A 26,898-nucleotide genomic window follows, 5' to 3' on the forward strand; every position below is an offset into this window, starting at 1 on the left:
CATGAAGTAGCGACGGTCCGGACGCACCCGGACCTAAAAGGAGCGAAGTGGCTAAGGTCCGGGTATACGAACTCGCCAAGGAGTTCGGGGTTGAGAGCAAGGTCGTCATGGCCAAGCTCCAGGAACTCGGTGAATTCGTCCGTTCGGCGTCTTCGACCATCGAAGCGCCCGTAGTCCGTAAGTTGACGGACGCCCTCCAGCAGGGCAACGGAGGCGGCAAGCCCGCTTCCGCGCGTAAGGCTGCCCCGGCCAAGCCGGGCGCCCCCTCTCCGGCGCAGGCTGCCCGTCCGGCCGCCCCGCGCCCGCCGGCTCCCAAGCCGGCTGTCGCCGAGGGGCCCGCGGCTCCCGCCGCGCCGGCTTCCTCCGGCTCTCGTCCCACTCCGGGCCCGAGGCCCGCGCCGCGACCGGCTCCGGCCTCTCCGGCGCCGACGGCGCCCGAGTTCACCGCGCCTCCGGCCGCCCCGGCCGCTCCCGCCGCGTCGGCCGCCCCCGCACCCGCTGCGGGTCCGCGTCCGGGCGCTCCGCGTCCGAGTGGTCAGACGGCGCGTCCGGGCTCCCGCCCGGGCGGTCCCGGCCAGGACCGCGGTGAGCGCGGTGGCGACCGCGGCCAGGGCGCTCGTCCCGGTGCTCCGCGTCCGGGCGGCCAGGGCGCTCGTCCCGGTGCTCGTCCGGCCGGTCCCCGTCCGGGCAACAACCCGTTCACCTCCGGTGGCTCCACCGGCATGGCGCGTCCCGGGGCGCCCCGTCCCGGTGGCGCCCCGCGTCCCGGCGGCCAGGGCGGCCAGGGTGCCCCCGGTGGCGCTCCGCGTCCGCAGGGCGCCGGTCAGGGCGGTCCCCGTCCCCAGGGCGCGTCGGGCGGTGCCCGTCCGTCGGCTCCGGGCGGTTCGCGTCCCAGCCCGGGCGGCATGCCTCGCCCGCAGGGCGGCGCTCCGCGTCCGGGCGGTGGCCCCGGTGGCAACCGTCCCAACCCCGGCATGATGCCGCAGCGTCCCGCTGCGGGTAACCCCCGTCCCGGCGGCGGCCCCGGTGGCCGCGGTCCCGGTGGCGGCGGCGGTCGTCCCGGCGGTCCCGGTGGCGGTGGCGGCGGTCGTCCCGGTGGCGGCGGCGGCTTCGCCGGTCGTCCCGGTGGCGGCGGTGGCGGTTTCGCCGGTCGTCCCGCGGGTCCCGGTGGTGGCGGTGGCGGTTTCGCCGGCCGTCCGGGTGCTCCCGCCGGTGGCGGTGGTCGTCCCGGCTTCGGTGGTCGTCCCGGTGGTCCGGGTGGCCGCGGTGGCACACAGGGCGCCTTCGGTCGTCCCGGTGGTCCCGCGCGTCGTGGTCGCAAGTCGAAGCGGCAGAGGCGCCAGGAGTACGAGGCCATGCAGGCCCCGTCGGTCGGCGGTGTGATGCTGCCTCGTGGCAACGGACAGTCCGTCCGTCTGTCGCGCGGTGCGTCCCTCACCGACTTCGCCGAGAAGATCAACGCCAACCCGGCGTCGCTCGTCGGCGTGATGATGAACCTCGGCGAGATGGTCACTGCCACGCAGTCCGTCTCCGACGAGACGCTGAAGCTCCTCGCGGACGAGATGAACTTCGTCCTCGAGATCGTCAGCCCCGAGGAGGAGGACCGCGAGCTGCTCGAGTCCTTCGACATCGAGTTCGGCGAGGACGAGGGTGGCGAGGAGTTCCTCGTCGCGCGTCCGCCGGTCGTGACCGTCATGGGTCACGTCGACCACGGTAAGACCCGACTGCTGGACACCATCCGCAAGACGAACGTCATCGCGGGCGAGGCCGGCGGTATCACGCAGCACATCGGCGCGTACCAGGTCGCTACCGAGGTCAACGGCGAAGAGCGTCGGATCACCTTCATCGACACACCGGGTCACGAGGCGTTCACCGCCATGCGTGCCCGTGGTGCCAAGTCGACCGACATCGCGATCCTCGTGGTGGCGGCCAACGACGGTGTGATGCCCCAGACGATCGAGGCGTTGAACCACGCCAAGGCGGCCGACGTGCCGATCGTGGTCGCGGTCAACAAGATCGACGTCGAAGGTGCCGACCCGACCAAGGTGCGCGGTCAGCTCACCGAGTTCGGTCTGGTGGCCGAGGAGTACGGCGGCGACACGATGTTCGTCGACATCTCCGCCAAGCAGGGCCTCAACATCGAGAGCCTGCTGGAGGCCGTGGTCCTGACCGCGGACGCCTCGCTCGACCTGCGGGCCAACCCGGAGCAGGACGCGCAGGGCATCGCGATCGAGTCCCACCTGGACAAGGGCCGCGGCGCCGTCGCGACCGTCCTGGTCCAGCGCGGCACCCTGCGGGTCGGCGACACCATGGTGGTCGGCGACGCGTACGGCCGTGTCCGCGCGATGCTCGACGACAAGGGCGACAACGTGGAAGAGGCGGGTCCCTCGACCCCGGTCCTCGTCCTCGGTCTCACCAACGTCCCGGGCGCCGGCGACAACTTCCTGGTTGTCGACGAGGACCGCACGGCACGTCAGATCGCCGAGAAGCGCGCGGCGCGCGAGCGCAACGCCAACTTCGCCCGGCGTGGTGTCCGGTTCTCCCTGGAGAACCTGGACGAGGCCCTCAAGGCCGGTCTGGTGCAGGAACTCAACCTCATCATCAAGGGCGACGCGTCCGGTTCGGTGGAGGCTCTCGAGTCCTCGCTGCTCCAGCTCGACGTCGGCGAAGAGGTCGACATCCGCGTCCTGCACCGCGGCGTGGGTGCGGTCACCGAGTCGGACATCGACCTGGCGACCGGCTCCGACGCGATCGTCATCGGCTTCAACGTCCGCGCTGCGGGCCGCGCGGCGCAGATGGCGGAGCGCGAGGGCGTCGACGTCCGGTACTACTCGGTGATCTACCAGGCCATCGAGGAGATCGAGGCGGCCCTGAAGGGCATGCTCAAGCCGGAGTACGAGGAGGTCGAGCTCGGCACGGCGGAGATCCGCGAGGTCTTCAAGTCGTCCAAGCTGGGCAACATCGCCGGTGTCCTGGTCCGCTCGGGCGAGGTCAAGCGCAACACCAAGGCGCGCCTCGTCCGCGACGGCAAGGTCATCGCGGAGAGCCTCAACATCTCCGGTCTGCGTCGCTTCAAGGACGACGTCACCGAGATCCGCGAAGGGTTCGAGGGCGGTATCAACCTCGGCAACTTCAACGACATCAAGGTCGACGACGTCATCGCGACGTACGAGATGCGCGAGAAGCCGCGCGTCTGATCGGCACAGCACGCGATCGGGGCCGGTCGGCGGAGAGAATATTTCCGTCGATCGGCCCCGGCCGTTGCGTGTACGGTTCCCGTATCGGCGTCCAGGAAGGCGCCCATACCCCGAACCGGCGGGACATCCGGACACACATGTATGTGGGGACTCTGTCCTTCGATCTGCTCCTCGGCGACGTCCACTCGCTGAAGGAGAAACGCTCTCTCGTCCGTCCGATCGTGGCCGAGCTCCAGCGCAAGTACGCGGTGAGCGCGGCGGAGACGGGCGGTCAGGACCTCCACCGCAGGGCCGAGATCGGGCTCGCGGTGGTCTCCGGGGACACGGGACACCTCACCGACGTACTGGACCGCTGTGAGCGGCTGGTCGCCGGGCGGCCCGAGGTGGAACTGCTCTCGGTTCGACGCAGGCTCCACAGCGACGAAGACTGAAGCAAGCAGCAAGAAGTAGTTACTAAGGAGACGGACCAGTGGCCGACAACGCGCGTGCCAAGAGGCTGGCGGACCTCATCCGAGAGGTGGTGGCCCAGAAGCTGCAGCGCGGGATCAAGGACCCGCGGCTCGGCTCGCACGTCACCATCACGGACACCCGGGTCACCGGGGACCTGAGGGAGGCGACCGTCTTCTACACCGTGTACGGGGACGACGAGGACCGCGCGGCAGCGGCCGCAGGCCTGGAGAGCGCCAAGGGCGTGCTCCGCTCGGCCGTCGGCGCGGCGGCCGGCGTGAAGTTCACGCCGACGCTCGCCTTCGTCGCGGACGCCCTGCCGGACAACGCCAAGACCATCGAGGACCTCCTCAACCGGGCCCGGCAGTCCGACGAGAAGGTCCGTGAGGTCTCGGCGGGCGCCGCGTACGCCGGTGACGCGGACCCGTACAAGAAGCCGGACGAGGACGACGAGGACGACGCCACCGAATGACCGAGAAGAACCGGACGCCCGACGGCCTTGTCATCGTGGACAAGCCGTCGGGCTTCACCTCGCACGACGTGGTCGCCAAGATGCGGGGCATCGCCCGTACCCGCCGCGTCGGGCACGCGGGAACGCTCGACCCCATGGCGACGGGCGTGCTCGTCCTCGGTGTCGAGAAGGCGACAAAGCTCCTCGGGCATCTGGCGCTCACCGAGAAGGAGTACCTGGGCACGATCCGGCTCGGGCAGACGACGGTCACGGACGACGCCGAGGGCGAGATCACGGGGTCGGTCGACGCCTCGAAGGTCACCCGCGAGGGCGTCGACGCCGGGATCGCCGAGCTGAGCGGCGAGATCATGCAGGTGCCGTCCAAGGTCAGCGCCATCAAGATCGACGGCGTGCGCTCCTACAAGCGGGCCCGCGACGGCGAGGACTTCGAGATCCCCGCCCGCCCCGTCACCATCTCCTCCTTCGAGGTCCACGACGTCCGGGAGGCCGTCGCCGAGAACGGCACCCCCGTCCTCGATCTGGTCGTCTCCGTCGTCTGCTCCTCCGGCACCTACATCCGCGCCCTCGCCCGTGACCTGGGCGCCGGGCTCGGCGTCGGCGGCCATCTGACCGCCCTGCGCCGCACCCGCGTCGGCCCCTACAAGCTGGACACCGCCAGGACGCTGGACCAGCTCCAGCAGGAGCTGACCGTGCTCCCGCTCGCGGAGGCAGCGGCAGCCGCGTTCCCGCGCTGGGACGTGGACACCAGACGGGCCAAGCTGCTGACCAACGGCGTACGGCTCGACGTGCCCGAGGGGTACGCCGGCCGGGGCGCCGTGGCCGTCTTCGACCCCGCGGGTACCTTCCTCGCGCTGGTCGAGGAGCAGAACGGCAGGGCGAAGAGCCTGGCCGTCTTCGGCTGACGCATGACACATGACGCACGGCCGGGCGGGCCTGTACCCGCCCGTGGAGCGGCGATCACGGGGTCGAGATGTGTCGCCGCTCCACGGTCCCCCTCGGTTCCCCCACCCCTAGGGTGTATCCGTCGCCCCCTACCTATTCACCCGTCCGGGCAGGCGCTCGGAGTGAACCGAGGGAGTGGAAGGGGGCGCTTTCGACACGCGATCTGTCCCGCCGATCACCCCGCGCCTACCGTCGAATACAGGGCACAGGTGTACGGCGGGGAGGTTCGACCATGGCGGGACGGGGCCCGCGCACCGGGGGCGGACGCCGGCCGCCGGACGGCACGAGGGCGGCACGGCACCTGACCCACGAGGAGGAGCCGACGCCGGGTGGCGACGACTCCCTGATCCGCGTCCGCGACCTCGCCGGACGCCCCCGTGGCACCGGCTTCATGGCCGACCACCACGGCACCGTGATCACCAGCCACGAAGCGGTCGACGGCCTGCCCCGGCTGATCCTGTACGCCGCCGGCGACCGCAGTTGCCTGGTGACAGCCGACGCGGTGACCGCGCTGCCCGACCTGAACCTGGCCCTGGTCCGCACCGAGGGCCTCGGCGTGGACCCGTTGCCGGTCAGCGTCCGGGACGACATCGAGACGGGCGCGTACGTCCGCATCGCCGCCGGCTGCTGGCGCGAGGCGCGGGTGCTGGGCACGACGTCGGTGACGTACACCGCGACCGACCGCTTCCATCTCCTCGACGGCACCCTGGAGTTGGCCATCGGCACCGCGGGCCGGGACGCGCTGCGGCTGGGCGGCGGCGCGGCCGGGGGACCGGTCCTCGACCCCGCGACCGGCGCCGTGATCGGCGTCCTCGGCACCGCCCTGCACAACGGCCACCGCGACGCCGGCTTCGCCGTGCCCCTGCGCCCCGTGGCCGGCCCGCTCGCCGACCTGCTCGCCGAGAACGCGGCCACCGTGCCGGCCTACGGTGCCGACCTCAACCTGGCCGGCGTCCTGGAACTGACGGCCACCTCGGTAGGCCAGGACGGCCCACCGGGCGCCCTCGCCGGATACGTCGGCCGCGCGGACACCGACGCCCTCGGCTCGGTGGAACCGGTCGAACGGGCCGCCAGGGCAAGGGAGTTCGCCGCCTTCGCCCAGGGCCCGGCCGCCGTCCTCGCCCTCGTCGGAGCACCGGGCAGCGGCCGTACGACAGAACTCGCGACCCTCGCCGCCCGCCGCCACCGTGCCTCTGAACCGGCCCCCACGCTGTGGCTCCGCGGGGCCGACCTGCACGACGAGGACATGTCGCTCGCGGACGCGGTGACGCGGGCGCTGGCTCGGGCGGGGCGGATCGTGGCGGCGTCGGGGGCGGGAGCCTTCGGGGGTGTGGGAGGCGACCTCGGCGACATCACACCGCACCGTCTGGCCCACGTCGCCCGCGCGGCGGGCCGACCCCTGCTGCTCCTGCTCGACGGCCCCGAGGAGATGCCGTCCGTGCTGGCGCACCGGCTGCGGGAGTGGACGACGGGGACGTCGGAGTGGCTGGGGGAGACCGGGGCGCGGCTGGTGGTGGCGTGTCGGGCGGAGTACTGGGAGGGGGCCGGGGCGGAGTTTCGGGGGGAGGTGTTGCATCGGGGGGCGTCACGCGGTGGGTTCGGCGGGGTTGCCGGGGGCGATGAGGGCGCCGGGGGTGAGGCTCCGCGACGGCCGTCGGTCCGCGTGCAGCCCGACGACCTCACCGCCGATGACTCCGCCGCCGACGAGAGCCCACGGCGGCTGCCCGCCTGCGTTCACCTCGACGACCTCACCCCCGACGAGGCCCGCCGAGCCCGCGCCCGTTACGGCATCCCGGAAGGTGTCCTGGACGAGCCCGACGCCCGGCACCCCCTCACCCTCCGCCTGCTCTCAGAAGTGCGCGCCGCCCTCCCCGACGCCCCGCACGCACGCGTGGATCGCGACGAGGTCTTCTCGGCCTACCTGGACCTGATGTGCCTGCGCATCGCCGTCCGCCTGGCCGCAGAGAACGGCCTGCGCGGCACCGCCGTACGCCGACTCGCCGCCAAGGTCTCCGGGCAGGTGCACGATGCCGCCCGGCGCAGTCTCGGGCCGGGGCAGGGGGAGTTGGACCGGGCGTCCTTCGAGGCGGTGTTCCCCTGGGGCCCGGCCCCCGCACGGCTCGGCGGTGGCACCGGCTGGGCGTCCGCCGTCCTCACCGAAGGCCTCCTCGTGCCGGCCGGCGGCGGCTACCGGTTCGCCCACGAGGAACTCGCCGACTGGATCCAGGGCATCCACCTCGACCTGGACGAGGCCCTGCGCGCCCTGGTCCACCGCCGCCGTACCCCGCGGAACGCCCACCCCCTCCCCGTGCCGCACCACCGCATCGGCCCCGTCGTCCAGTCCCTGCTCCTCCTGGCCCGCCAGCGCGGTACGCCTCAACTGGCCCTTCGCATCGATGAGTTGACCTACGCCTTGGAGATCGACCCGCACTCCTGGTGGGCCACCGCACTCCTCACGGAGACCCTGACGCGGGTGCCGGACGCGACGCCGTACCTGGAGCCGTTGCGGTCGCTGGCGGAGCTGGTGGTGAGGATGCGGAGGGAGCACGGCAGCCGGGCCCTGACTCCCGCCTTCTGGACCGCCCTTCGCCTCACGGACGCCGATCGCTTCGACCTGCTTCGGCGGCTCGTGCTCGCCGACGGCCCACCGCAGGACGGCAGTTCGGGCGGCGGCACAGGCAACAGCGCTACGGACATCGCCCACCGGTTCCTCGACGAGGCCTCCCGGCTGCTCGCCGCCGACCCCACCGCCGTACAACCGCTTCTCACCCTCTGGTTCGACGACGACCGGCCGTTGCCCGCGACCCCGCACGCGACCGTCTCCAAGGCCGCGCAGGCGCTGCTGCACACGCACCGGCATCTCGCGCTGGACGACCTGGCCGAGGTGCTCGTCGAGAGTGCGCACCGGCGGGCGGACGAGTTGCTCGCCGTGCTGGCGGAGGACGAGCCGTCGGCGGTGTGCCGGGCGGTGGACCGGTGGGCGCACGACGAGCGGCCGTCCCGGCGGGTGGCGGCCATCGCCTACGGGCTGCGGGCCGCCCCGCACGTACGCTCGGCGGCCGACCGTGAACTCCTGCGCTACGCGGCCCAGTTCCTCCTCGCCCGCCCCGCCGACTGCACCCTGCACGGCGGCGCCCTCGCCCTCCTCGTCCGCGATCCACGCACGCGTGCCCGTCATCTCCCGCAGGCCTTGCGGCACTTCGCGGCCGGCGACCCGCACTTCCCGCCGAACGCGCTGATCGCCGCCCTCACCACCCACCCCGAGCCGGTCCTGGACGCCTTCCGGGAACGGTTGCGCCGCGCGGACGCAGGACACGCGCTGCGCACCCTCGCCGACGTCACCACGCCCCCGCTGGCCCGCCGGGTCGCCGACCTCGTCCGCGAGGCCGTCGAGCAGCGCCCGGAGACGGCCGCCGACGTGGCCGCGTACGTCGACCGGTGCCTGGACCAGGGCCCGACGGCACGGGCCGTGCTGCAGCCGCTGGTCACCGGCTTGCTGGACGGCGGCCAGGAAGGAGTGCGGGCCGCGCTGGCCGCCGTACTCGCGGCCCCCGGTAGCCCCGCCTCCCGCCCCCTGCGCCACGAACTCCTCGAATTCCTCCTGGCGCACGAACACGCACCGGCCGTCCTGGACGCCCTGCTGCACGCCACGGCCAGGCAGGACGGCGAGGACGTCCGTGACCTCGTCCACCGCACCGGACTCCTCCTGGTGCGCACCCCGGACGGCGCGGCCCGTTTCGACCGCGGTCTGGTCGACCTGGGCCGGCACGTCCCCGGCTTCGCGGCGCGGATGGCCGGCTGGCTGACCGACACTCCGCAGGCGTGGGCCGCCGTGGTGGGCCCGAGCACCCGCCGCATGATCGAGAACCTGTCCGGCGTCCGCGTGCCCGCCTGAGCCCGTCGCCGCGTGCATCGGGTCACAGCCCCGATGCCGATGCGGGCGGGCGGCGCCCGGCATGGCACCCTTAGACCTGCGTAACAGGTCGGTAGATACGGACACGGGTTCGAGGAGCGGTCACAGTGCAGCGCTGGCGTGGCTTGGCGGACATCCCCGAGGACTGGGGGCGCAGCGTCGTCACCATCGGTTCCTACGACGGGGTCCACCGCGGGCACCAGCTGATCATCCGGCATGCCGTGGAACGCGCCCGAGAGCTGGGCGTCCCCTCCGTCGTCGTCACCTTCGACCCGCACCCCAGCGAGGTCGTCCGTCCCGGCAGCCACCCCCCGCTGCTCGCCCCGCACCACCGCCGCGCCGAACTCATGGCCGAGCTGGGCGTGGACGAGCTGCTGATCCTCCCCTTCACCACGGAGTTCTCGAAACTCACGCCGGCCGACTTCGTCGTCAAGGTCCTGGTCGACAAGCTGCACGCCAAGGCGGTCGTCGAGGGCCCCAACTTCCGCTTCGGCCACAAGGCCGCCGGAAACGTCGAGTTCCTGATCGAGCAGGGCAAGGTCTACGACTTCGAGGTCGAGGTCGTCGACCTGTACGTGACCGGTGACGCGGGCGGCGGCGAGCCCTTCTCCTCCACCCTGACCCGGCGCCTGGTGGCCGAGGGCGACGTCGAGGGCGCCGCCGAGATCCTGGGCCGACCGCACCGGGTGGAGGGCGTGGTCGTGCGCGGCGCCCAGCGAGGCCGCGAGCTCGGCTTCCCCACAGCCAACGTCGAGACGCTCCCGCACACCGCCATCCCCGCCGACGGCGTCTACGCCGGCTGGCTGCACACCCAGGGCGAGGCGATGCCGGCCGCGATCTCCGTCGGCACGAACCCGCAGTTCGACGGCACCGAGCGCACGGTGGAGGCGTACGCCATCGACCGCGTGGGCCTCGACCTGTACGGCCTGCACGTCGCCGTGGACTTCCTCGCCTTCGTCCGCGGCCAGGCGAAGTTCGCGTCCCTGGAAGCGCTCCTTGAGCAGATGGCTGAGGACGTGAAGCGGTGCCGGGAGCTGATCTCGGCGGCGGAGTAGTCGTCGTCCTGGTCGTTCCGGAAACGAAAGGGCGGCCGGTGTCATTGAGACACCGGCCGCCCTTTCGTTCGTCCGTGCGGGCCTACTCCTGCTGCCCCTCCGGTTGCTGCGGCTGCTGCGGGTAGCCGTAACCGGGCTGCTGCGGATACGGCTGTTGCTGTTGCTGCGGCGGGTAGGGCTGGCCGGGCTGCGGGTAGGGCTGACCGGGCTGAGCGTACGGCTGACCGGGCTGGGGCGCCTGCGGCTGCTGGGGCTGGGGCTGTTGCGGATACGGACCCGGCTGCTGCCCCGGGTAGGGCGGCTGCCCCTGCTGCGGGTACGGCTGTCCCTGCGGCGGGTACGGCTGTTCTTGCTGCGGATACGGCTGTCCCTGAGCCTGCTGCTGTCCCGGCATCGGCGGGGCCGCGACTGGCGGCGGGTTCCCGTCGCTCGTCCACAGGCCGTGTGCCTGCTGGTGGCGTACGAAGTCCTCGGCGACCATCGCCGCGAGGTTGAAGTACGACTCGCGCACCTTCGGCCGCATCATGTCGAGGTCGACCTCGGCACCGGCGGCGAGATGCTCGTCGAAGGGCACGACCACGACACCGCGGCAGCGCGTCTCGAAGTGGCTGACGATGTCGTCGACGTTGATCATCTTGCCGGTCTCGCGCACACCGGAGATGACGGTGATGGACCGCGACACGAGGTCCGCGTACCCGTGCGCCGACAGCCAGTCCAGCGTCGTACTGGCGCTGCTCGCCCCGTCCACCGACGGCGTCGAGATGATGATGAGCTGGTCGGCGAGGTCGAGCACACCGCGCATGGCGCTGTAGAGCAGACCCGTACCGGAGTCGGTGAGGATGACCGGGTACTGCTTGCCCAGCACGTCGATCGCGCGCCGGTAGTCCTCGTTGTTGAAGGTGGTCGACACGGCCGGGTCGACGTCGTTGGCGATGATCTCCAGCCCGGACGACGCCTGGGACGTGAACCGCCGGATGTCCATATAGGAGTTGAGGTACGGGATCGCCTGGACGAGGTCACGGATGGTGGCCCCGGTCTCCCGCCGAACCCGACGGCCGAGCGTACCGGCGTCCGGGTTGGCGTCGATGGCGAGGATCTTGTCCTGCCGCTCGGTGGCGAGCGTCGAGCCGAGCGCGGTGGTGGTCGTGGTCTTGCCGACCCCGCCCTTGAGGCTGATGACGGCGATCCGGTAGCAGGACAGCACGGGCGTCCGGATCAGCTCCAACTTCCGCTGCCGCTCGGCCTCTTCCTTCTTCCCCCCGATCTTGAACCGCGACGGCGCGGCCCCCGGCCGACCGCTCTTCGCCTTCTGCTTCTTGTTGTTGAGCAGTCGGTCCGAGGACAGCTCCACGGCGGCGGTGTAACCCAGCGGTGCGGCCCCGGGGTTGGTCATCTGCCGCTGGTCGTGCTGCATGGGCTGCGGCCAGGCGGCGCCGGCGCGGGGGTCTACGGGGGGTTGCTGGGGCTGCTGCGGTGCGTGCGGGGGCTGCGGCGCAGCGGGCTGCTGCGCGTGCGGGTCCTGGGGAGTGTGCGGCGCCTGCGGGTGTTGGGGCGCGGGGGCGTGAGGAGCCTGCGGGAACTGGGGGTTCTGCGGGGGCTGCACGCCCTGCGGGGCTTGGGGGTTGGGCTGCGGGTGAGCCTGTGGCTGGGGGTGCGGCGGGACGCCGGGCTGTGGCTGCGCTTGGGGCGCGGGCGGCTGAGGGAAGCCGTAACCGCCAGGGGTGTTGGGCGCCGGAGGCTGCGGGAAGCCGTAGCCGCTCGGGTGCGCGTCCGCGGGGGCCTGCGGTGCTGCGGGCGTCGGTGCGGGTGCGCCTGGGTGCGGGAAGCCGTAGCCGTTCGGCGGGGGTGCGTCGGCCGGAGCCTGCGGTGCCGTGGGGGCGGGCGGCGTGTTGGGAGCCGGGGGCTGCGGGAAGCCGTAACCGCTCGGTCCGTTGGGGGTGTTGGGTGCCGGCGGTTGCGGGAAGCCGTAACCGTTCGGCGGGGGTGCGTCGGCCGGGGCCTGCGGTGTGGTGGGCGCAGGCTGGGCGGCCGGTGCAGGGGCGCCGGGGTGCGGGAAGCCGTAGCCGCCGGGGGAGTTGGGGGCGGGTGGGGCCGGCTGGGGGAAGCCCTGGCCGGTCGGCTGCTGGGCCGGGGGCTGTCGCGGCGGCTGGTTCCAGGCCGCGGGGGCGGGCTGCGGGGCCTGCGGCTGGAACGGCGGCACCGGCGGCTGCGCCTGCGCGGCGGCCGGCTCCGGCTGCGCGGGCGCGACCGGCTCGGGCTGCTGCGGCTGGGGCTGCGCGGGCCATTCGGCCGCCGGTGCGGGCGCGGCGTGTTGGTACGACGGCGGCAACGGCGGCAGCCCGCTCTGCGGCGCCTGCGGGGGAGTCCAGACGGGGGGCGCGGTCGGCGGAACGTCCTGGGGCTGGGGGGAGTCGGAGGGGCTGGGGACGGCGTCCTGGGGCTCTTCTGCGGCCTGGGGAGCGTCGCCTTGCGGCTCCTCGTCCCGGTGAGTGTCGTCCTGCGGCTCGTCGTGCTGGGGGAGGGCGCCTGTGGGTTCGGCGTGTCCGTCCACGACGTTCTCGTCATCGGCGTCATCGGCGTCATCGGCTTCCTCGTCCACGAGGTCTTCGCCTACGACGTTCTCGGTCACCGAGTCTTCGGCGACCGCATCCTCGGCCACCGAGTCCGAGAGTTCGGCGTCGGCAGGCGCGGTGTCCTGAGATCCGGCCTCCTCCGGCTCGGCCTCAGCCTCCGGCGCAACCTCGGTCTCGGTCTCCGCCTCAGCCTCCGGCGCGACCTCGGTCTCGACGTCGACGTCAGCCTCCGGAGCGACCTCCGCGTCCGCGTCCGCCTCCGGCTCGACCGCTACCTCAGCCTCCGCATCGGTCTCCGCCTCGGCGTCAGTCGCCTCCGCTTCCTCCGGCTCAACTGCCGAAGGAAGCGTGGCCTCGGGCTCGTCCTGTCCGTCGGTCGCCACGACCTCACCGGCACCCTCCGCCTCCTTGGCGGAGCCACCGTCACCCTGCTCCTCGGCAGCAGCGGCAGCCCGCTCCGCGAACTCCCGCTTCAGGGCGACGGGCGAGATGCGCATGGTCGCGCCGCTCTCCAGATCACCGTTCGCGGACTCCTCCCCGGAAAGCGAGGTCACACCGGAAGGACCCGAAGGCGACTGGAACCCGACAACAGGCATGTTCGGCACGCCCGTTGGAGAAGCGCCGTCCGCGACCGGAGCCGGAGCCGGAGCGGCCGCCGGGGCCGGAGGCGCAGCGGGCGCAGGCCCCGGCACCGACTGTGACCCCTGCGGCTCGAACCCGCTCCCCGCCGGAAGCCTGGGCACCGCTCCCGGCCCACCAACTGCCGGCACGGCCGGCGGCGTGACGGGCGGCGCGAAGGGAGCCCCCGGCGCAGACGCAGGAGGCGCGGGGGGAGTGAAGGCACCCCCGGGCGCGGGCGCGGGAGGCGCAGGAGGCGTAAACGGAGCACCGGGCGCAGGCGGCGCGGGCGGTGTGAACGGAGCACCGGGAGCCGGAGCCGGATTGGACGCCGGACCGCCACCGGCAGGCTTGGGCGGCTGCGGAAGCGAGTGAGCCGGCGGAGTCAGTCCCGGCAGAGCCGAGAAGTCCGTAGGAGAGAGGCCGGCGGCCGGCGCACCGGAGTTCCCCGGTCGTCCAGGTACTTGCCCGGGCCCCTGACCAGGCACGTGCTCCGGCCTCTGACCGGAACCCTGCCCCTGCCCAGGACCCTGCCCCGCACCCTGACCCTGCTCAGCCCCCTGCGCCTCTTGGGAACTCGATCCTGATCCCGATCCTGACCCCCCGGCCGCGTTCTGCGTGTACCAGGCGGGCGGCGCGTAATCGATGGTGAACTCGCCGGTCGTCTCGACAGAGGTCTCCGCGTCGGGCTGGTCTTCGCCGGGTGTGGCCCAGCCCCCGCGGATCCCGTCCCGATCGCTGCTCACAATTCCTCCTGATGTGGTCGAGCACCCTCATGCCGTGCCGGGGCGACCATCGCTTGTCGTCCTTACGTTGTCCGAGGTAGTCCGATCCACCGGCTCTCCCCCTGGGACACCACCGCCCGGTCCACGGGTTATGGCGACGCGCCCCCTCCCAGCCTAATCACCAGGGGCCCCACCTCGGCAGGCCCGTCCACCCCTGAGCGCCTTCCCGGCGCGTCACAACCGGCCCGGAAGCGCCGTACCCAGCTGCCGTATCGGTGAACAAACCGGGCGTAATCCGTGAACGTGCCGGACAGGAATCGACACCGAGGCGGCCGCGCTTACACCCGAAGAGGCGTTCCCTGCAAGGGTGTTGGGGAAACGGCGTCCCACCCCACGCCACCCTCCCCACCAGGCGACGGGCATAGTGGTGGCCGCTCCGACCACCCCCCGACGGAATCTGACCGAAAAGGACCTCTTCGCGTGAGCTTCGGCCCACCTCCTTCGATCTACACCCAGTCCACACTCGCGGCCGACCGGGCCCGCAGGCGTCGCTGTTTCCGTCTGCTGGGCGTCGTGACAGCCGCCATCGTCGCCGTCGGAGGCCTCGGCGGCCGGCTCCTGATGTCCGGCGACGACGGACCCGGCGACCAGAAGACGGTCGCCGTCGTGCAGGCCCCGGACGACGTCAGGGAAACGGTCGAGAAGCGCCCCGTGTCGCCCGAGGGACAGAACGTGCTGGAGTTCGGCGAGGAGGGACTCGCCAAGCGCCCCGACACCGATCCCCGCTACGCACCCGGCACTTGGGCCACCGGCAAGACTCTCGCCAAGGGCATCGCCACCCGCGTCGACGGCTACCGCATCGGCGACGAGAGCGGCGACCGGGCCTGGACCCTCGACCTGGGCGGCCACCTCTGCGCCGTCACCGACCACGTCACCGCCGACGGCCGTACCGCGGTCGTGGTCCAGCCCCCGCAGCCCGAGGGCGCCAAGTCCGAGGGCGTGTGCGACCAGGTCGTCTTCCTCGACCTCGACACCGGCAAGAAGCTCTGGCGGTCGACGATGCCCTCGGCCCGCGCCGCGTTCGTGACGAACACGAACATCACCCTGGCCAAGGGCGTCGTCGCGGTCGGCTGGGGGCACGGCTCGGTGGCGTACGACATGAAGAGCGGCAAGCAGCTCTGGAACGGCACCACCACCTCCGAGTGCGAGGACAAGGGCTTCGCCGGCGGGAGCGGACTGCTCGCGCTGGAGGCCTGCGGCGAGCTGCCCGACACGCGGTACCAGGTGCAGCGGCTCGACCCGCGCACCGGCAAGCCGCAGTGGACGTACCGACTCGCGAGCGGTGTGCAGGACGTCTACCTGCCCTCGTCCGACCCGCCCGTCCTCGCCGTGGCGGCCGGCGACAGCCTGGTCACCGACCTGATCACGCTCGACGACGACGGCAAGCACCTGGCCACCATCTCGCTGGGCGGCTACGACGCCAAGTGCGACGACCGCTACTTCGGCAGCTCGTACTTCGGCACCCTTGAGAACTGCGACGGCGTGGTCGTGGGCCCCACCCAGGCGTACGTCACCAGCAAGGAGACCACCGACATCGACCAGCCCGCGGACTGGATCGTGGCGTTCGACCTCAAGACCGGCCACAGCGAGGGGAAGTTCGACGGACGCCCGTCCCAGCAGGTCTTTCCGCTCCGGATGAACGGCGACGACCTGCTGATCTTCCGCCAGAGCGTCAGCGGCTTCCAACCGGCGGCCGTGGTGAGCTGGAACCCCCGTACGGACCGGGAGAGCCCGCTGCTGCTGTTCAACCTGCCGGAGGACGACGACTCCGAACTCGGTGACCCGGAGCAGTCGGACATGGTCTACGAACAGGGCCGCGTCTTCTTCGCGAAGCGGGAACTGTCCCGCGACGACAAGTACCCGAAGGACCCGGTCCTGGTGACCGTCGGCTACGGCACCGCGGGACTGAAGCACTGAGGATCATGAACAGGCACATGGAAAAGGGGCGGCACGCGTACGTGCCGCCCCTTTTCCATGTCGCGATCGCCTACGCGTGCGTGGCTCACTCCGCGGGCAGGCCCCCGTTGCGCGTCGTCGGCTCCAGGTCGAACTCGCCGTCCCGCGCGCCGAGCACGAAGGCCCGCCACTCCGCCTCCGTGTACCGCAGCACGGTGTCCGGGTCCAGCGAGGACCGCATGGCCACCGCCCCCTCGGGAAGGTCGGCGATCTCGACCCGCTCCTCGTCCTGCTCGGTACCGGGCGCGCTGCGCCACTCGACGCCGGAGATGTCGAGCGCGTACAGCTCGTCCCGCTCCCGCTCCTTGCGTGCCTTGATCTGCTCTTCCGTCTCCGCCATGCCGCAGCGACCCCTTCCCGACGTGATCCGTGTGTCAACCTTAGTGATCCCGTCCGGCCGCTCTCGGCGGTTCGCGGACCTGGACATGGGTGCCCACTTGCTGCTGGTACCCTGAGTGACGGCCGTTTGTGTACGGCTTTCCGCCTTAAGAGTCACCGAAGCTCCCCCGAGACTTAGACCGGGGGCACTCGAAGGCACACAGACCATGAGGAGTACGCGTGTCGCTCGACGCCGCCACGAAGAAGCAGATCATCGGTGAGTTCGGCCAGAAGGAGGGCGACACCGGCTCCCCCGAGGTCCAGGTCGCCATGCTCTCGCGCCGCATCTCGGACCTGACCGAGCACCTCAAGACCCACAAGCACGACCACCACTCCCGTCGTGGTCTGCTGATCCTGGTCGGTCAGCGCCGCCGGCTGCTGCAGTACCTGGCCAAGAAGGACATCCAGCGCTTCCGTGCGCTGGTCGACCGCCTGGGCATCCGCCGCGGTGCGGCGGGCGCCAAGTAGTACGCCGTGAAGGGAGCGGTTCCCGAAACGATCGGGGGCCGCTCCCTTCGCCGTACGTGCGGAAACGTGCGGAGTGTCACACCCGCTTTGTAGTGTGGTAGCACAACGCTGTACGGCACGACGCAATACGCACGACACAGCACGACAACGAAGAGGAGAAGCGCGCCTCGCAGCCGCCGGTCCTCGGTAGTGGCCCCCGGGCATGACGCCCCGGGTGCTTCGATCGAAGACCGGCCCGCACCAGACAGCGCTTCTCCGCCACCGTCCCCCCGCCACACGGGCGGGGAGGGACGAAAGACGACAAGTAACGGAGAAAACGCTAGTGGAGAACGAGACCCACTACGCCGAGGCCGTCATTGACAACGGTACTTTCGGCACCCGCACCATCCGCTTCGAGACGGGCCGCCTGGCCAAGCAGGCCGCCGGCTCCGCCGTGGCGTACCTGGACGACGACACCATGGTGCTGTCGGCCACCACCGCCTCCAAGAACCCCAAGGACCAGCTCGACTTCTTCCCCCTCACGGTGGACGTCGAGGAGCGGATGTACGCCGCCGGCAAGATCCCCGGCAGCTTCTTCCGCCGTGAGGGCCGTCCCTCCGAGGACGCCATCCTCACCTGCCGCCTGATCGACCGCCCGCTGCGCCCGTCCTTCAAGAAGGGCCTGCGCAACGAGATCCAGGTCGTCGCCACGATCATGGCGCTCAACCCCGACCACCTGTACGACGTCGTCGCGATCAACGCGGCCTCCGCGTCCACCCAGCTGGCCGGTCTGCCCTTCTCCGGCCCGATCGGCGGCGTCCGCGTCGCGCTGATCAACGGCCAGTGGGTCGCGTTCCCGACGCACACCGAGCTCGAGGACGCCGTCTTCGACATGGTCGTCGCCGGTCGCGTCCTGGAGGACGGCGACGTCGCGATCATGATGGTCGAGGCCGAGGCCACCGACAAGACCATCCAGCTGATCGCTGGCGGCGCCGAGGCGCCCACCGAGGAGGTCGTCGCCTCCGGTCTGGACGCCGCGAAGCCCTTCATCAAGGTGCTCTGCAAGGCCCAGGCCGACCTCGCCGCCAAGGCCGCCAAGCCCACCGGCGAGTTCCCGGTCTTCCTCGACTACCAGGACGACGTCCTGGAGGCGCTCACCGCCGCCGTCAAGGACGAGCTCTCCCAGGCGCTCACCATCGCGGGCAAGCAGGACCGCGAGGCCGAGCTGGACCGCGTCAAGGGTCTCGCCGCCGAGAAGCTGCTCCCGCAGTTCGAGGGCCGCGAGAAGGAGATCTCCGCCGCGTACCGCTCGCTGACCAAGTCCCTGGTCCGTGAGCGCGTCATCAAGGACAAGGTCCGCATCGACGGCCGCGGCGTCACGGACATCCGTACGCTCGCCGCCGAGGTCGAGGCCATCCCGCGCGTGCACGGCTCGGCGCTGTTCGAGCGTGGCGAGACCCAGATCCTGGGCGTCACCACCCTGAACATGCTCCGTATGGAGCAGCAGCTGGACACCCTCTCCCCGGTGACCCGCAAGCGCTACATGCACAACTACAACTTCCCGCCGTACTCCGTCGGCGAGACCGGCCGCGTCGGTTCCCCCAAGCGCCGCGAGATCGGCCACGGAGCGCTCGCCGAGCGTGCCCTGGTCCCGGTCCTGCCGACGCGCGAGGAATTCCCCTACGCGATCCGTCAGGTCTCCGAGGCCCTCGGCTCCAACGGTTCGACGTCCATGGGCTCGGTCTGCGCCTCGACCATGTCGCTGCTGAACGCCGGTGTGCCCCTCAAGGCCCCCGTCGCCGGTATCGCCATGGGCCTGATCTCCCAGGAGATCAAGGGCGAGACGCACTACGTCGCCCTCACCGACATCCTCGGTGCGGAGGACGCCTTCGGTGACATGGACTTCAAGGTCGCCGGCACCAAGGAGTTCGTGACCGCCCTCCAGCTCGACACCAAGCTGGACGGCATCCCGGCCTCCGTCCTGGCCGCGGCCCTCAAGCAGGCCCGTGACGCCCGCCTCCACATCCTCGACGTGATGATGGAAGCGATCGACACGCCGGACGAGATGTCCCCCAACGCCCCGCGGATCATCACCGTCAAGATCCCCGTGGACAAGATCGGCGAGGTCATCGGCCCGAAGGGCAAGATGATCAACCAGATCCAGGAGGACACCGGCGCCGAGATCACGATCGAGGACGACGGCACCATCTACATCGGTGCCCAGGTCGGCTCGCAGGCCGAGGCCGCCCGCGCCACGATCAACGGCATCGCCAACCCGACCATGCCGGAGGTCGGCGAGCGCTACCTGGGTACGGTCGTCAAGACCACCACCTTCGGTGCGTTCGTGTCGCTGCTCCCGGGCAAGGACGGTCTGCTGCACATCTCGCAGATCCGCAAGCTCGCCGGCGGCAAGCGCGTGGAGAACGTCGAGGACGTGCTCGGTGTGGGCGCCAAGGTCCAGGTCGAGATCGCCGAGATCGACTCCCGCGGCAAGCTCTCCCTCATCCCCGTGATCGAGGGCGAAGGCGACGACGACGAGAAGAAGGACGACACCGACCAGTGACGTCGAGCGGCTCCACGGCGACGGCCCGCACCTCTTCGGAGGCGCGGGCCGTCGCCCGTACCCAAACCCTCGTCCAGGGCACCAACGGCATCGGCACGGTCCGCAAGACCACCCTCCCGGGCGGCCTGCGCGTGGTCACCGAGACCCTGCCCTCGGTGCGTTCCGCCACCTTCGGCATCTGGGCGCACGTCGGCTCCCGTGACGAGACGCCGTCCCTGAACGGCGCCACGCACTACCTGGAGCACCTCCTCTTCAAGGGCACCTCCAAGCGCAGCGCGCTGGACATCTCCTCCGCCATCGACGCGGTCGGCGGCGAGATGAACGCGTTCACGGCGAAGGAGTACACGTGCTACTACGCGCGCGTGCTCGACACCGACCTCCCCCTCGCCATCGACGTCGTCTGCGACATGCTCACGGGCTCGCTGATCCTCGAGGACGACGTCAACGTCGAGCGCGGCGCGATCCTCGAAGAGATCGCGATGACCGAGGACGACCCGGGCGACTGCGTGCACGACCTGTTCGCGCACACGATGTTCGGCGACAACCCCCTCGGCCGCCCGGTCCTCGGCACGGTCGACACGGTCAACGCCCTCACCGCCGACCGCATCCGCCGCTTCTACAAGAAGCACTACGACCCCACCCACCTGGTCGTCGCGGCCGCCGGCAACATCGACCACAACAAGGTCGTACGCCAGGTCCGCGCGGCCTTCGAGAAGGCGGGCGCCCTCAAGAGCGCCGACGCCACGCCCATCGCCCCGCGCGACGGCCGCCGCACCCTGCGCACCGCGGGCCGCGTCGAGCTGATCGGCCGCAAGACCGAACAGGCGCACGTCGTCCTGGGCATGCCCGGCCTGGCCCGCACGGACGACCGCCGCTGGGCGCTCGGGGTCCTCAACACGGCCCTCGGCGGCGGCATGTCGTCCCGCCTCTTCCAGGAGGTCCGGGAGAAGCGCGGCCTGGCCTACAGCGTGTACTCGTACACGTCCGGCTTCGCCGACTGCGGCCTCTTCGGCGTCTACGCCGGCTGCCGGCCCTCGCAGGTCCACGACGTACTGAAGATCTGCCGCGACGAGCTCGACCAGGTCGCCGAGCACGGCCTGTCCGACGACGAGATCGACCGCGCCATCGGCCAGCTCCGGGGTTCCACGGTCCTGGGTCTCGAGGACACGGGCGCGCTGATGAACCGTATCGGCAAGAGCGAGCTGTGCTGGGGCGACCAGATGTCCGTCGACGACATGCTGGCCCGGATAGCGGCGGTCACCCCGGACGACGTCCGCGCGGTCGCCCACGACATCCTGGGACAGCGGCCCTCGCTGTCGGTCATCGGGCCGCTGAAGGACAAACAGGCGTCCCGTCTGCAGGAAGCCGTCGCCTGACACCCCTCCGGTAAGGAAGCAAGAACATGAGCAAGCTGCGCGTGGCCGTCCTCGGTGCCAAGGGCCGGATCGGTGCGGAGGCGGTACGGGCCGTCGAGGCCGCCGAGGACATGGAGCTGGTCGCCGCCCTCAGCCGCGGCGACAAGCTGGAGACGCTGGCGGACACCGGCGCCCAGGTCGCGGTCGAACTGACCACCCCCGCCTCGGTGATGGGCAACCTCGACTTCTGCGTGCGGCACGGCATCCACGCGGTCGTCGGCACCACCGGCTGGACCGACGACCGCCTCGCGCACCTCAAGGACCTGCTCGCCCAGTCCCCGGAGACCGGCGTGCTGATCGCGCCGAACTTCTCCATCGGCGCCGTCCTCACCATGAAGTTCGCGCAGATCGCGGCGCCCTACTTCGAGTCCGTCGAGGTCGTCGAACTGCACCACCCGAACAAGGTCGACGCCCCCAGCGGCACCGCAACCCGCATCGCCCAGCTCATCGCCGAGGCCCGCGCCAAGGCCGGCTCCGCCCCCGCGCCGGACGCCACGGTCACGGCCCTGGACGGCGCGCGCGGCGCCAGCGTGGACGGTGTCCCGGTGCACGCGATCCGCCTGCGCGGCCTGCTGGCCCACCAGGAGGTCCTGCTCGGCGGCGAGGGCGAGACGCTGACGATCCGCCACGACTCCCTGCACCACAGCAGCTTCATGCCGGGCATCCTGCTCGGCGCGCGCCGCGTGGTGACCACGCCGGGCCTCACCTTCGGCCTGGAACACTTCCTGGACCTGGGCTGACAACTGCCATGCGAGCCAAGCTCACCTATGCCGTCACGGCCGCCGTCCTGGTCTTCTACTTCGTCCTGGTCGGCAGCCGCGGCGTCATGCTGATCCAGTCCGGCACGCTCCTCACCGTCACCTTCGGCGTGGCGGTGCTGATCCTGCCGGTGATCGGCCTGTGGTTCCTGTGGAAGAACACCCAGTTCGTCCGCAGGGCCAACGCGCTGGCCGCCGAACTCGACGCCGAGGGCGGCCTGCCCGTCGACGAACTGACGCGCACGCCCGGCGGACGTATCGACCGCGACTCGGCCGACGAGGTCTTCGCCAAGCGCAAGGCCGAGACCGAGGACGCCCCCGACGACTGGCGCAGCTGGTTCCGGCTCGCCGTCGCCTACCACGACGCCCGCGACACCCCGCGCGCCCGCAAGGCGATGCAGCGCGCGATCGCCCTGCACGACGGCAGGACGATCGAGGTCTGACCGCGTCTGTGAAGGATGCCCGCGCGGAGATACGCCGAAGGGGCCGCCCCGCACTCGCTGCGGACCGGCCCCTCCGACCTGCGTACAGGCGTCTGTGTCAGCCCCGCCGGTTCTCCGCCGCCCAGGCCTCGATGGTGTCCGCCGCACGGTCGAACGACCCCGTGCGCGCCAGGAAGTCGGCGTTGTGCGTGGTCAGCAGCACCGGCGTGTCCTGCGGGCTGCGGTCCTTGCGTACGAGGACCAGTGCCTGTCCCTGCACGGTCCGGGGCAACCCGAGCCAGCGCACCGGCTGTTGCACCGTCCGCACGGCGACGATCCGGTCCCAGGGCGTGGTCCGCGTACCGAAGAAGCCCACCCGGCGCAGTCCGTGCGCGCTCACCCACACGCCCACGCGCAGCAGGCGCAGCGAACAGAGGATGACGGCGAGCGCGATGGCGAGGATCACACCGGCTTCTGACGGCGACGTGGTGAGCGCCAGGATGACCGCCGAGAACAGCACGAACGAGGCGAGTAGCAGCCAGAGGGCCGCCATACCGACGCGCCAGGGACCGGGACGGTAGGGCCGCCGCCAGCGGTCGCGGTCGTCGAACGGCAGCGCGATGTCGTCCGCCGTCTCGAAGGTTCGGTCGGCCGTCAGGAAGGGCAGGGGCACGGCTGGTCCTCACTCAATCCATGCACGGGCTGTGCCCGGTGAGGTTATCCGGCTGTGTCCGCGCTCACCACCTGTGGGGTCCGGATGGAGTCAGCGCCCCTGGGAAGCCTGTGACTGCTGGGCCGGCGTGGTCGTCGGGGTGGACAGCGCAGGCATGCCGAGGATCAGCGAACCCGCTATCCCGGCGACGATGGTGAGCCCCAGCAGCCAATGCCCGGCTGTCTGGCCGAAGGACGCCCGCTGCCGGGGCGGGGGAGCGACATTGCTGCGGAACCTGTCGGCTTCGGCGAGGAAGGCGAACGGGACGGGTTCGCGCCGACTGAACATCGGGGTACTTCTCCCTTCGGGGATCGAACGGGTGTCTCTCATCACCACAGACGAGTGAACGCCCCAAATGGTGCCCCGTTTCACGAGATTTCCCTCCGGCAAGGCACCTCCCGCCCGGTCACAGGGGCCCCGTATTGTTGGCGCGAACCACAGATGTGACGGGAAGGACCCTCCTTGACCTCCGGCGACGACACCCAGCCGTTCCTGCGCAGCGACGTCACCGTCGAGCTGGTGAAATCCAGCGCCTCGGACGGGGACGTCCTGTTCGCCGCCCGCGTCTCGACCGTCGGCGAACAGTCCCTGGAAGAGCTGCAGAAGGACCCCGAGCGCTCCAAGGGCCTGATCAACTTCCTGATGCGGGACCGGCACGGCAGCCCCTTCGAGCACAACTCGATGACCTTCTTCATCAGCGCCCCGATCTTCGTCTTCCGCGAGTTCATGCGACACCGCGTGGGCTGGTCGTACAACGAGGAGTCGGGCCGCTACCGGGAGCTCGAACCGGTCTTCTACGTCCCCGACGAGTCCCGCAAGCTCGTCCAGGAGGGCCGTCCCGGCAAGTACGTCTTCGTCGACGGGACCCCGTCCCAGCGCGCCGCGGTCCAGGAGGTCCTGGACGAGTCCTACCAACAGGCGTACGCGGCCTACCAGAAGTTGCTGGCCGAGGGCGTCGCCCGCGAGGTCGCCCGCGCGGTCCTCCCGGTCGGCCTCTACTCCTCGATGTACGCCACCTGCAACGCGCGCTCGCTGATGCACTTCCTCGGCCTGCGCACCCAGCACGAGCTGGCCAAGGTGCCGTCCTTCCCGCAGCGGGAGATCGAGATGGTCGGCGAGAAGATGGAGCAGGAGTGGGCCAGGCTCATGCCGCTCACCCACGCCGCTTTCAACACCAACGGCCGTGTCGCCCCGTAACCCGGGACACATGTACGGATCAGCCGTGCGAAGTGTCCGTATTGCGGCATTTAGCGAAGTTCATCTAGCCTGATCAAACGGACCCGGTACTGCTTGAACCCCCGAGCAGGCAGTACCGGGCTCCTCCTTTGTCAGGACTTATCCCTCACCCCAAGGGCAGACCCCGCATTGAGCAGCGAGTAGCGTGTTACCCATGGCTCCGACCTCCACTCCGCAGACCCCCTTCGGGCGGGTCCTCACCGCCATGGTCACGCCCTTCACGGCGGACGGCGCGCTCGACCTCGACGGCGCACAGCGGCTCGCCACCCACCTGGTGGACGCAGGCAACGACGGCCTGATCATCAACGGCACCACCGGTGAGTCCCCGACCACCAGTGACGCGGAGAAAACGGACCTCGTACGAGCGGTACTGGAGGCGGTCGGCGACCGGGCCCACGTAGTGGCCGGCGTCGGCACCAACAACACCCACCACAGCATCGAGCTGGCCCGCACCGCCGAGAAGACCGGCGCACACGGCCTGCTCGTCGTCACCCCGTACTACAACAAGCCCCCGCAGGAGGGCCTGTACCGGCACTTCACGGCCGTCGCCGACGCCGCCGAGCTGCCGGTCATGCTCTACGACATCCCCGGCCGCAGCGGCGTCCCCATCACCACCGAGACCCTGGTCCGGCTGGCCGAGCACCCGAGGATCGTCGCCAACAAGGACGCCAAGGGCGACCTCGGGCGTGCGAGCTGGGCCATCTCCCGCGCGGACCTCGCCTGGTACTCCGGCGACGACATGCTGAACCTGCCGCTGCTCTCCGTGGGCGCGGTCGGCTTCGTCTCGGTCGTCGGCCATGTGGTCACACCCGATCTGCGGGCCCTCGTCGACGCCTTCGTCTCGGGCGACGTGCAGAAGGCGACCGAGATCCACCAGAAGCTGCTCCCGGTCTACACGGGCATGTTCCGCACCCAGGGCGTCATGACCACGAAGGCCGCGCTCACCCTGCAGGGCCTGCCCGCCGGACCTCTGCGCGCACCGATGGTCGAGTGCACTTCGGAAGAGATCGAGCAGCTCAAGATCGATCTTGCCGCCGGCGGGGTACAGCTCTGACACCAGACTTCACAACTGAATAGGCAGGCCACCGATGCCTGCAATCCACAATGACAACTGCTACACGCACGAACGTCACGCGCGCCACGTGCCCATCGGTACGTGGCGCGCGTGGTGAGGAGAGTCTTTTGAGTCATCCGCATCCTGAACTCGGCCCGCCCGCGCCGCTCCCCGAAGGCGGCCTACGGGTCACCCCACTCGGCGGCCTCGGCGAGATCGGCCGAAACATGACGGTCTTCGAGTACGGAGGCCGCCTACTGATCGTCGACTGCGGAGTGCTCTTCCCCGAGGAGGAGCAGCCCGGAATCGACCTGATCCTGCCGGACTTCACGTCCATCCGGGACCGCCTCGACGACATCGAGGGCATCGTCCTGACCCATGGACACGAGGACCACATCGGCGGTGTCCCCTTCCTCCTGCGGGAGAAGCCGGACATCCCGCTGATCGGCTCCAAGCTGACCCTCGCCCTCATCGAGGCCAAGCTCCAGGAGCACCGCATCCGCCCCTACACCCTTGAGGTGGCGGAGGGGAACCGCGAACGTGTGGGCCCCTTCGACTGCGAGTTCGTCGCGGTCAACCACTCCATCCCGGACGCGCTGGCGGTCGCCATCCGCACGCCGGCCGGAATGGTCGTCCACACGGGCGACTTCAAGATGGACCAGCTTCCGCTGGACAACCGCCTCACGGACCTGCACGCGTTCGCACGGCTCAGCGAGGAGGGCATCGACCTGCTCCTCGCCGACTCGACGAACGCCGAGGTCCCGGGCTTCGTCCCGCCCGAGCGCGAGATCTCGAACGTCCTGCGGCAGGTCTTCGGGAGCGCCCGCAAGCGGATCATCGTGGCGAGCTTCGCCAGCCACGTGCACCGCATCCAGCAGATCCTGGACGCGGCGCACGAGCACCGCCGCCGGGTCGCCTTCGTCGGCCGCTCGATGGTCCGCAACATGGGCATCGCCCGTGACCTGGGCTACCTGAAAGTCCCGCCGGGCCTGGTCGTCGACGTCAAGACACTCGACGACCTCCCGGACAGCGAGGTGGTCCTGGTCTGCACGGGCTCCCAGGGCGAACCGATGGCCGCCCTGTCCCGCATGGCCAACCGGGACCATCAGATCCGGATCGTCGAGGGCGACACCGTGATCCTGGCGTCCTCCCTGATCCCCGGCAACGAGAACGCGGTCTACCGCGTGATCAACGGCCTCACCCGCTGGGGCGCCGACGTCATCCACAAGGGCAACGCCAAGGTGCACGTCTCGGGCCACGCGTCCGCCGGCGAGCTCCTGTACTTCTACAACATCTGCCGGCCGAAGAACCTGATGCCGGTCCACGGCGAATGGCGCCACCTACGGGCCAACGCCGAGCTGGGCGCCCTCACCGGCGTCCCGCACGACCGGATCGTCATCGCCGAGGACGGCGTCGTCGTCGACCTCATCGAGGGCAAGGCGAAGATCTCCGGCAAGGTCCAGGCGGGTTACGTCTACGTCGACGGCCTCTCCGTCGGTGATGTCGGCGAGCCGGCCCTGAAGGACCGCAAGATCCTCGGCGACGAGGGCATCATCTCGGTCTTCGTGGTCATCGACTCCTCGACCGGCAAGATCACGGCGGGCCCGCACATCCAGGCCCGCGGCTCGGGCATCGACGACTCCGTCTTCGGCGAGGTGACTCCGAGGATCTCGGAGGTGCTGGAGCGGTCGGCCCAGGACGGCGTGGTGGAGCCGCACCAGATGCAGCAACTCATCCGCCGCACGCTCGGCAAGTGGGTCTCCGACACCTATCGGCGCAGGCCGATGATCCTCCCGGTGGTGGTGGAGGTCTGATCGCGTACGGCTCCTCGTACGCGTGACCCTGGAGCGGGGGGGGGGGGCGGGGGGTGGGGGGGGGGCCCCCCCCGCGCGGTAGTGGGACCCCGGCGCGGCGGGCCCGCCCCGCGGCCGGGGCGCCACCCGGCCGCGGCGCGG

General features: G+C 71.0%; 19 protein-coding genes and 1 pseudogene. 15 read left to right on the top strand and 5 right to left on the bottom strand.

The features are described from left to right. Positions 1-47: 47 nt before the first annotated feature. From infB to M2283_RS46230, 6 genes are all read left to right on the top strand, one after another. Positions 48-3,197 (top strand): translation initiation factor IF-2, encoded by a 3,150-nt coding sequence (gene infB, locus M2283_RS46205; RefSeq protein ID WP_280882611.1) that lies wholly within the window; start codon positions 48-50, stop codon positions 3,195-3,197. Between the two features lie 137 nt (positions 3,198-3,334). After that, a complete protein-coding gene (locus M2283_RS46210; RefSeq protein WP_280882612.1) occupies positions 3,335-3,628 on the top strand; it encodes a DUF503 domain-containing protein in 294 nt (97 codons plus the stop codon). A gap of 38 nt (positions 3,629-3,666) precedes the next feature. Then, complete coding sequence (gene rbfA, locus M2283_RS46215; RefSeq protein ID WP_280882613.1) at positions 3,667-4,116, top strand: 30S ribosome-binding factor RbfA; 450 nt, start codon at positions 3,667-3,669, stop codon at positions 4,114-4,116. Continuing rightward, positions 4,113-5,018, top strand: coding sequence for a tRNA pseudouridine(55) synthase TruB (truB, locus tag M2283_RS46220; RefSeq protein ID WP_280882614.1), 906 nt, complete (start codon positions 4,113-4,115; stop codon positions 5,016-5,018). The genes rbfA and truB overlap by 4 nt, the downstream gene beginning before the upstream one ends. Positions 5,019-5,290: 272 nt before the next feature. Next, a complete protein-coding gene (locus tag M2283_RS46225) occupies positions 5,291-8,953 on the top strand; it encodes a trypsin-like peptidase domain-containing protein (protein WP_280882615.1) in 3,663 nt (1,220 codons plus the stop codon). 125 nt (positions 8,954-9,078) lie between these two features. Continuing rightward, positions 9,079-10,026: a bifunctional riboflavin kinase/FAD synthetase gene (locus M2283_RS46230; RefSeq protein WP_280882616.1), complete on the top strand. Its 948-nt coding sequence runs from the start codon at positions 9,079-9,081 to the stop codon at positions 10,024-10,026. 82 nt (positions 10,027-10,108) lie between these two features. Here M2283_RS46230 and M2283_RS46235 read toward each other — a convergent pair whose 3' ends face one another. Continuing rightward, positions 10,109-13,096 carry a MinD/ParA family ATP-binding protein gene (locus M2283_RS46235; RefSeq protein ID WP_432423233.1) on the bottom strand — a complete coding sequence of 996 codons (2,988 nt, stop codon included), beginning with the start codon at positions 13,094-13,096 and terminating at the stop codon, positions 10,109-10,111. A gap of 786 nt (positions 13,097-13,882) precedes the next feature. Beyond that, positions 13,883-13,963: pseudogene (locus tag M2283_RS52150) on the bottom strand (SCO5717 family growth-regulating ATPase); the annotation flags it as partial. Positions 13,964-14,422: 459 nt separating this feature from the next. Here M2283_RS52150 and M2283_RS46240 point away from each other — a divergent pair. Beyond that, the gene (locus M2283_RS46240; RefSeq protein WP_280882618.1) at positions 14,423-15,919 is read left to right on the top strand and encodes a PQQ-binding-like beta-propeller repeat protein; all 1,497 of its coding nucleotides are present in this window, start codon (positions 14,423-14,425) and stop codon (positions 15,917-15,919) included. 85 nt (positions 15,920-16,004) lie between these two features. Here M2283_RS46240 and M2283_RS46245 read toward each other — a convergent pair whose 3' ends face one another. Further along, positions 16,005-16,298: a DUF397 domain-containing protein gene (locus M2283_RS46245; RefSeq protein ID WP_280882619.1), complete on the bottom strand. Its 294-nt coding sequence runs from the start codon at positions 16,296-16,298 to the stop codon at positions 16,005-16,007. 218 nt (positions 16,299-16,516) lie between these two features. Here M2283_RS46245 and rpsO point away from each other — a divergent pair, with 218 nt between their 5' ends. The 5 genes from rpsO (at position 16,517) to M2283_RS46270 (ending at position 21,962) form a co-directional block, all read left to right on the top strand. Further along, positions 16,517-16,804: a 30S ribosomal protein S15 gene (gene rpsO / locus M2283_RS46250; RefSeq protein ID WP_073494901.1), complete on the top strand. Its 288-nt coding sequence runs from the start codon at positions 16,517-16,519 to the stop codon at positions 16,802-16,804. A gap of 322 nt (positions 16,805-17,126) precedes the next feature. Continuing rightward, on the top strand, positions 17,127-19,346 hold the full coding sequence (locus M2283_RS46255; RefSeq protein WP_280882620.1) for a polyribonucleotide nucleotidyltransferase: 2,220 nt from the start codon (positions 17,127-17,129) through the stop codon (positions 19,344-19,346). Then, the gene (locus tag M2283_RS46260; protein ID WP_280882622.1) at positions 19,343-20,722 is read left to right on the top strand and encodes a M16 family metallopeptidase; all 1,380 of its coding nucleotides are present in this window, start codon (positions 19,343-19,345) and stop codon (positions 20,720-20,722) included. The genes M2283_RS46255 and M2283_RS46260 overlap by 4 nt, the downstream gene beginning before the upstream one ends. Before the next feature lie 26 nt (positions 20,723-20,748). Then, complete coding sequence (dapB, locus tag M2283_RS46265; protein WP_280882623.1) at positions 20,749-21,501, top strand: 4-hydroxy-tetrahydrodipicolinate reductase; 753 nt, start codon at positions 20,749-20,751, stop codon at positions 21,499-21,501. 8 nt (positions 21,502-21,509) lie between these two features. Further along, positions 21,510-21,962, top strand: coding sequence for a hypothetical protein (locus M2283_RS46270; RefSeq protein ID WP_280882624.1), 453 nt, complete (start codon positions 21,510-21,512; stop codon positions 21,960-21,962). 97 nt (positions 21,963-22,059) lie between these two features. Here the strand turns inward: M2283_RS46270 and M2283_RS46275 are convergent, their stop codons facing one another. Both M2283_RS46275 and M2283_RS46280 read right to left on the bottom strand, forming a co-directional pair. Next, positions 22,060-22,614 carry a PH domain-containing protein gene (locus M2283_RS46275; protein WP_280882625.1) on the bottom strand — a complete coding sequence of 185 codons (555 nt, stop codon included), beginning with the start codon at positions 22,612-22,614 and terminating at the stop codon, positions 22,060-22,062. Between the two features lie 90 nt (positions 22,615-22,704). Continuing rightward, positions 22,705-22,941, bottom strand: a complete 237-nt coding sequence (locus M2283_RS46280) for a hypothetical protein (protein ID WP_280882626.1) — start codon at positions 22,939-22,941, stop codon at positions 22,705-22,707. Positions 22,942-23,115: 174 nt separating this feature from the next. Here M2283_RS46280 and thyX point away from each other — a divergent pair, with 174 nt between their 5' ends. From thyX to M2283_RS46295, 3 genes are all read left to right on the top strand, one after another. Next, positions 23,116-23,850: an FAD-dependent thymidylate synthase gene (gene thyX / locus M2283_RS46285; RefSeq protein WP_280882627.1), complete on the top strand. Its 735-nt coding sequence runs from the start codon at positions 23,116-23,118 to the stop codon at positions 23,848-23,850. A gap of 193 nt (positions 23,851-24,043) precedes the next feature. Further along, positions 24,044-24,943 carry a 4-hydroxy-tetrahydrodipicolinate synthase gene (gene dapA, locus M2283_RS46290; RefSeq protein WP_280882628.1) on the top strand — a complete coding sequence of 300 codons (900 nt, stop codon included), beginning with the start codon at positions 24,044-24,046 and terminating at the stop codon, positions 24,941-24,943. A gap of 128 nt (positions 24,944-25,071) precedes the next feature. Further along, positions 25,072-26,757 (top strand): ribonuclease J, encoded by a 1,686-nt coding sequence (locus M2283_RS46295; protein WP_280882629.1) that lies wholly within the window; start codon positions 25,072-25,074, stop codon positions 26,755-26,757. Positions 26,758-26,898: the final 141 nt, after the last annotated feature.

It is taken from the genome of Streptomyces pseudovenezuelae, assembly GCF_029892565.1.
Taxonomy (GTDB): Bacteria; Actinomycetota; Actinomycetes; order Streptomycetales; family Streptomycetaceae; genus Streptomyces; species Streptomyces pseudovenezuelae_A.

Coding starts and splice junctions, on each gene's coding strand:
- M2283_RS46225 (WP_280882615.1), top strand. CDS start 5,291: ATGGCGGGACGGGGCCCGCGCACCGGGGGCGGACGCCGGCCGCCGGAC.
- dapB (WP_280882623.1), top strand. CDS start 20,749: ATGAGCAAGCTGCGCGTGGCCGTCCTCGGTGCCAAGGGCCGGATCGGT.
- M2283_RS46280 (WP_280882626.1), bottom strand. CDS start 22,941: ATGTTCAGTCGGCGCGAACCCGTCCCGTTCGCCTTCCTCGCCGAAGCC.
- M2283_RS46210 (WP_280882612.1), top strand. CDS start 3,335: ATGTATGTGGGGACTCTGTCCTTCGATCTGCTCCTCGGCGACGTCCAC.
- M2283_RS46235 (WP_432423233.1), bottom strand. CDS start 13,096: ATGCGCATCTCGCCCGTCGCCCTGAAGCGGGAGTTCGCGGAGCGGGCT.
- dapA (WP_280882628.1), top strand. CDS start 24,044: ATGGCTCCGACCTCCACTCCGCAGACCCCCTTCGGGCGGGTCCTCACC.
- truB (WP_280882614.1), top strand. CDS start 4,113: ATGACCGAGAAGAACCGGACGCCCGACGGCCTTGTCATCGTGGACAAG.
- M2283_RS46270 (WP_280882624.1), top strand. CDS start 21,510: ATGCGAGCCAAGCTCACCTATGCCGTCACGGCCGCCGTCCTGGTCTTC.
- M2283_RS46245 (WP_280882619.1), bottom strand. CDS start 16,298: ATGGCGGAGACGGAAGAGCAGATCAAGGCACGCAAGGAGCGGGAGCGG.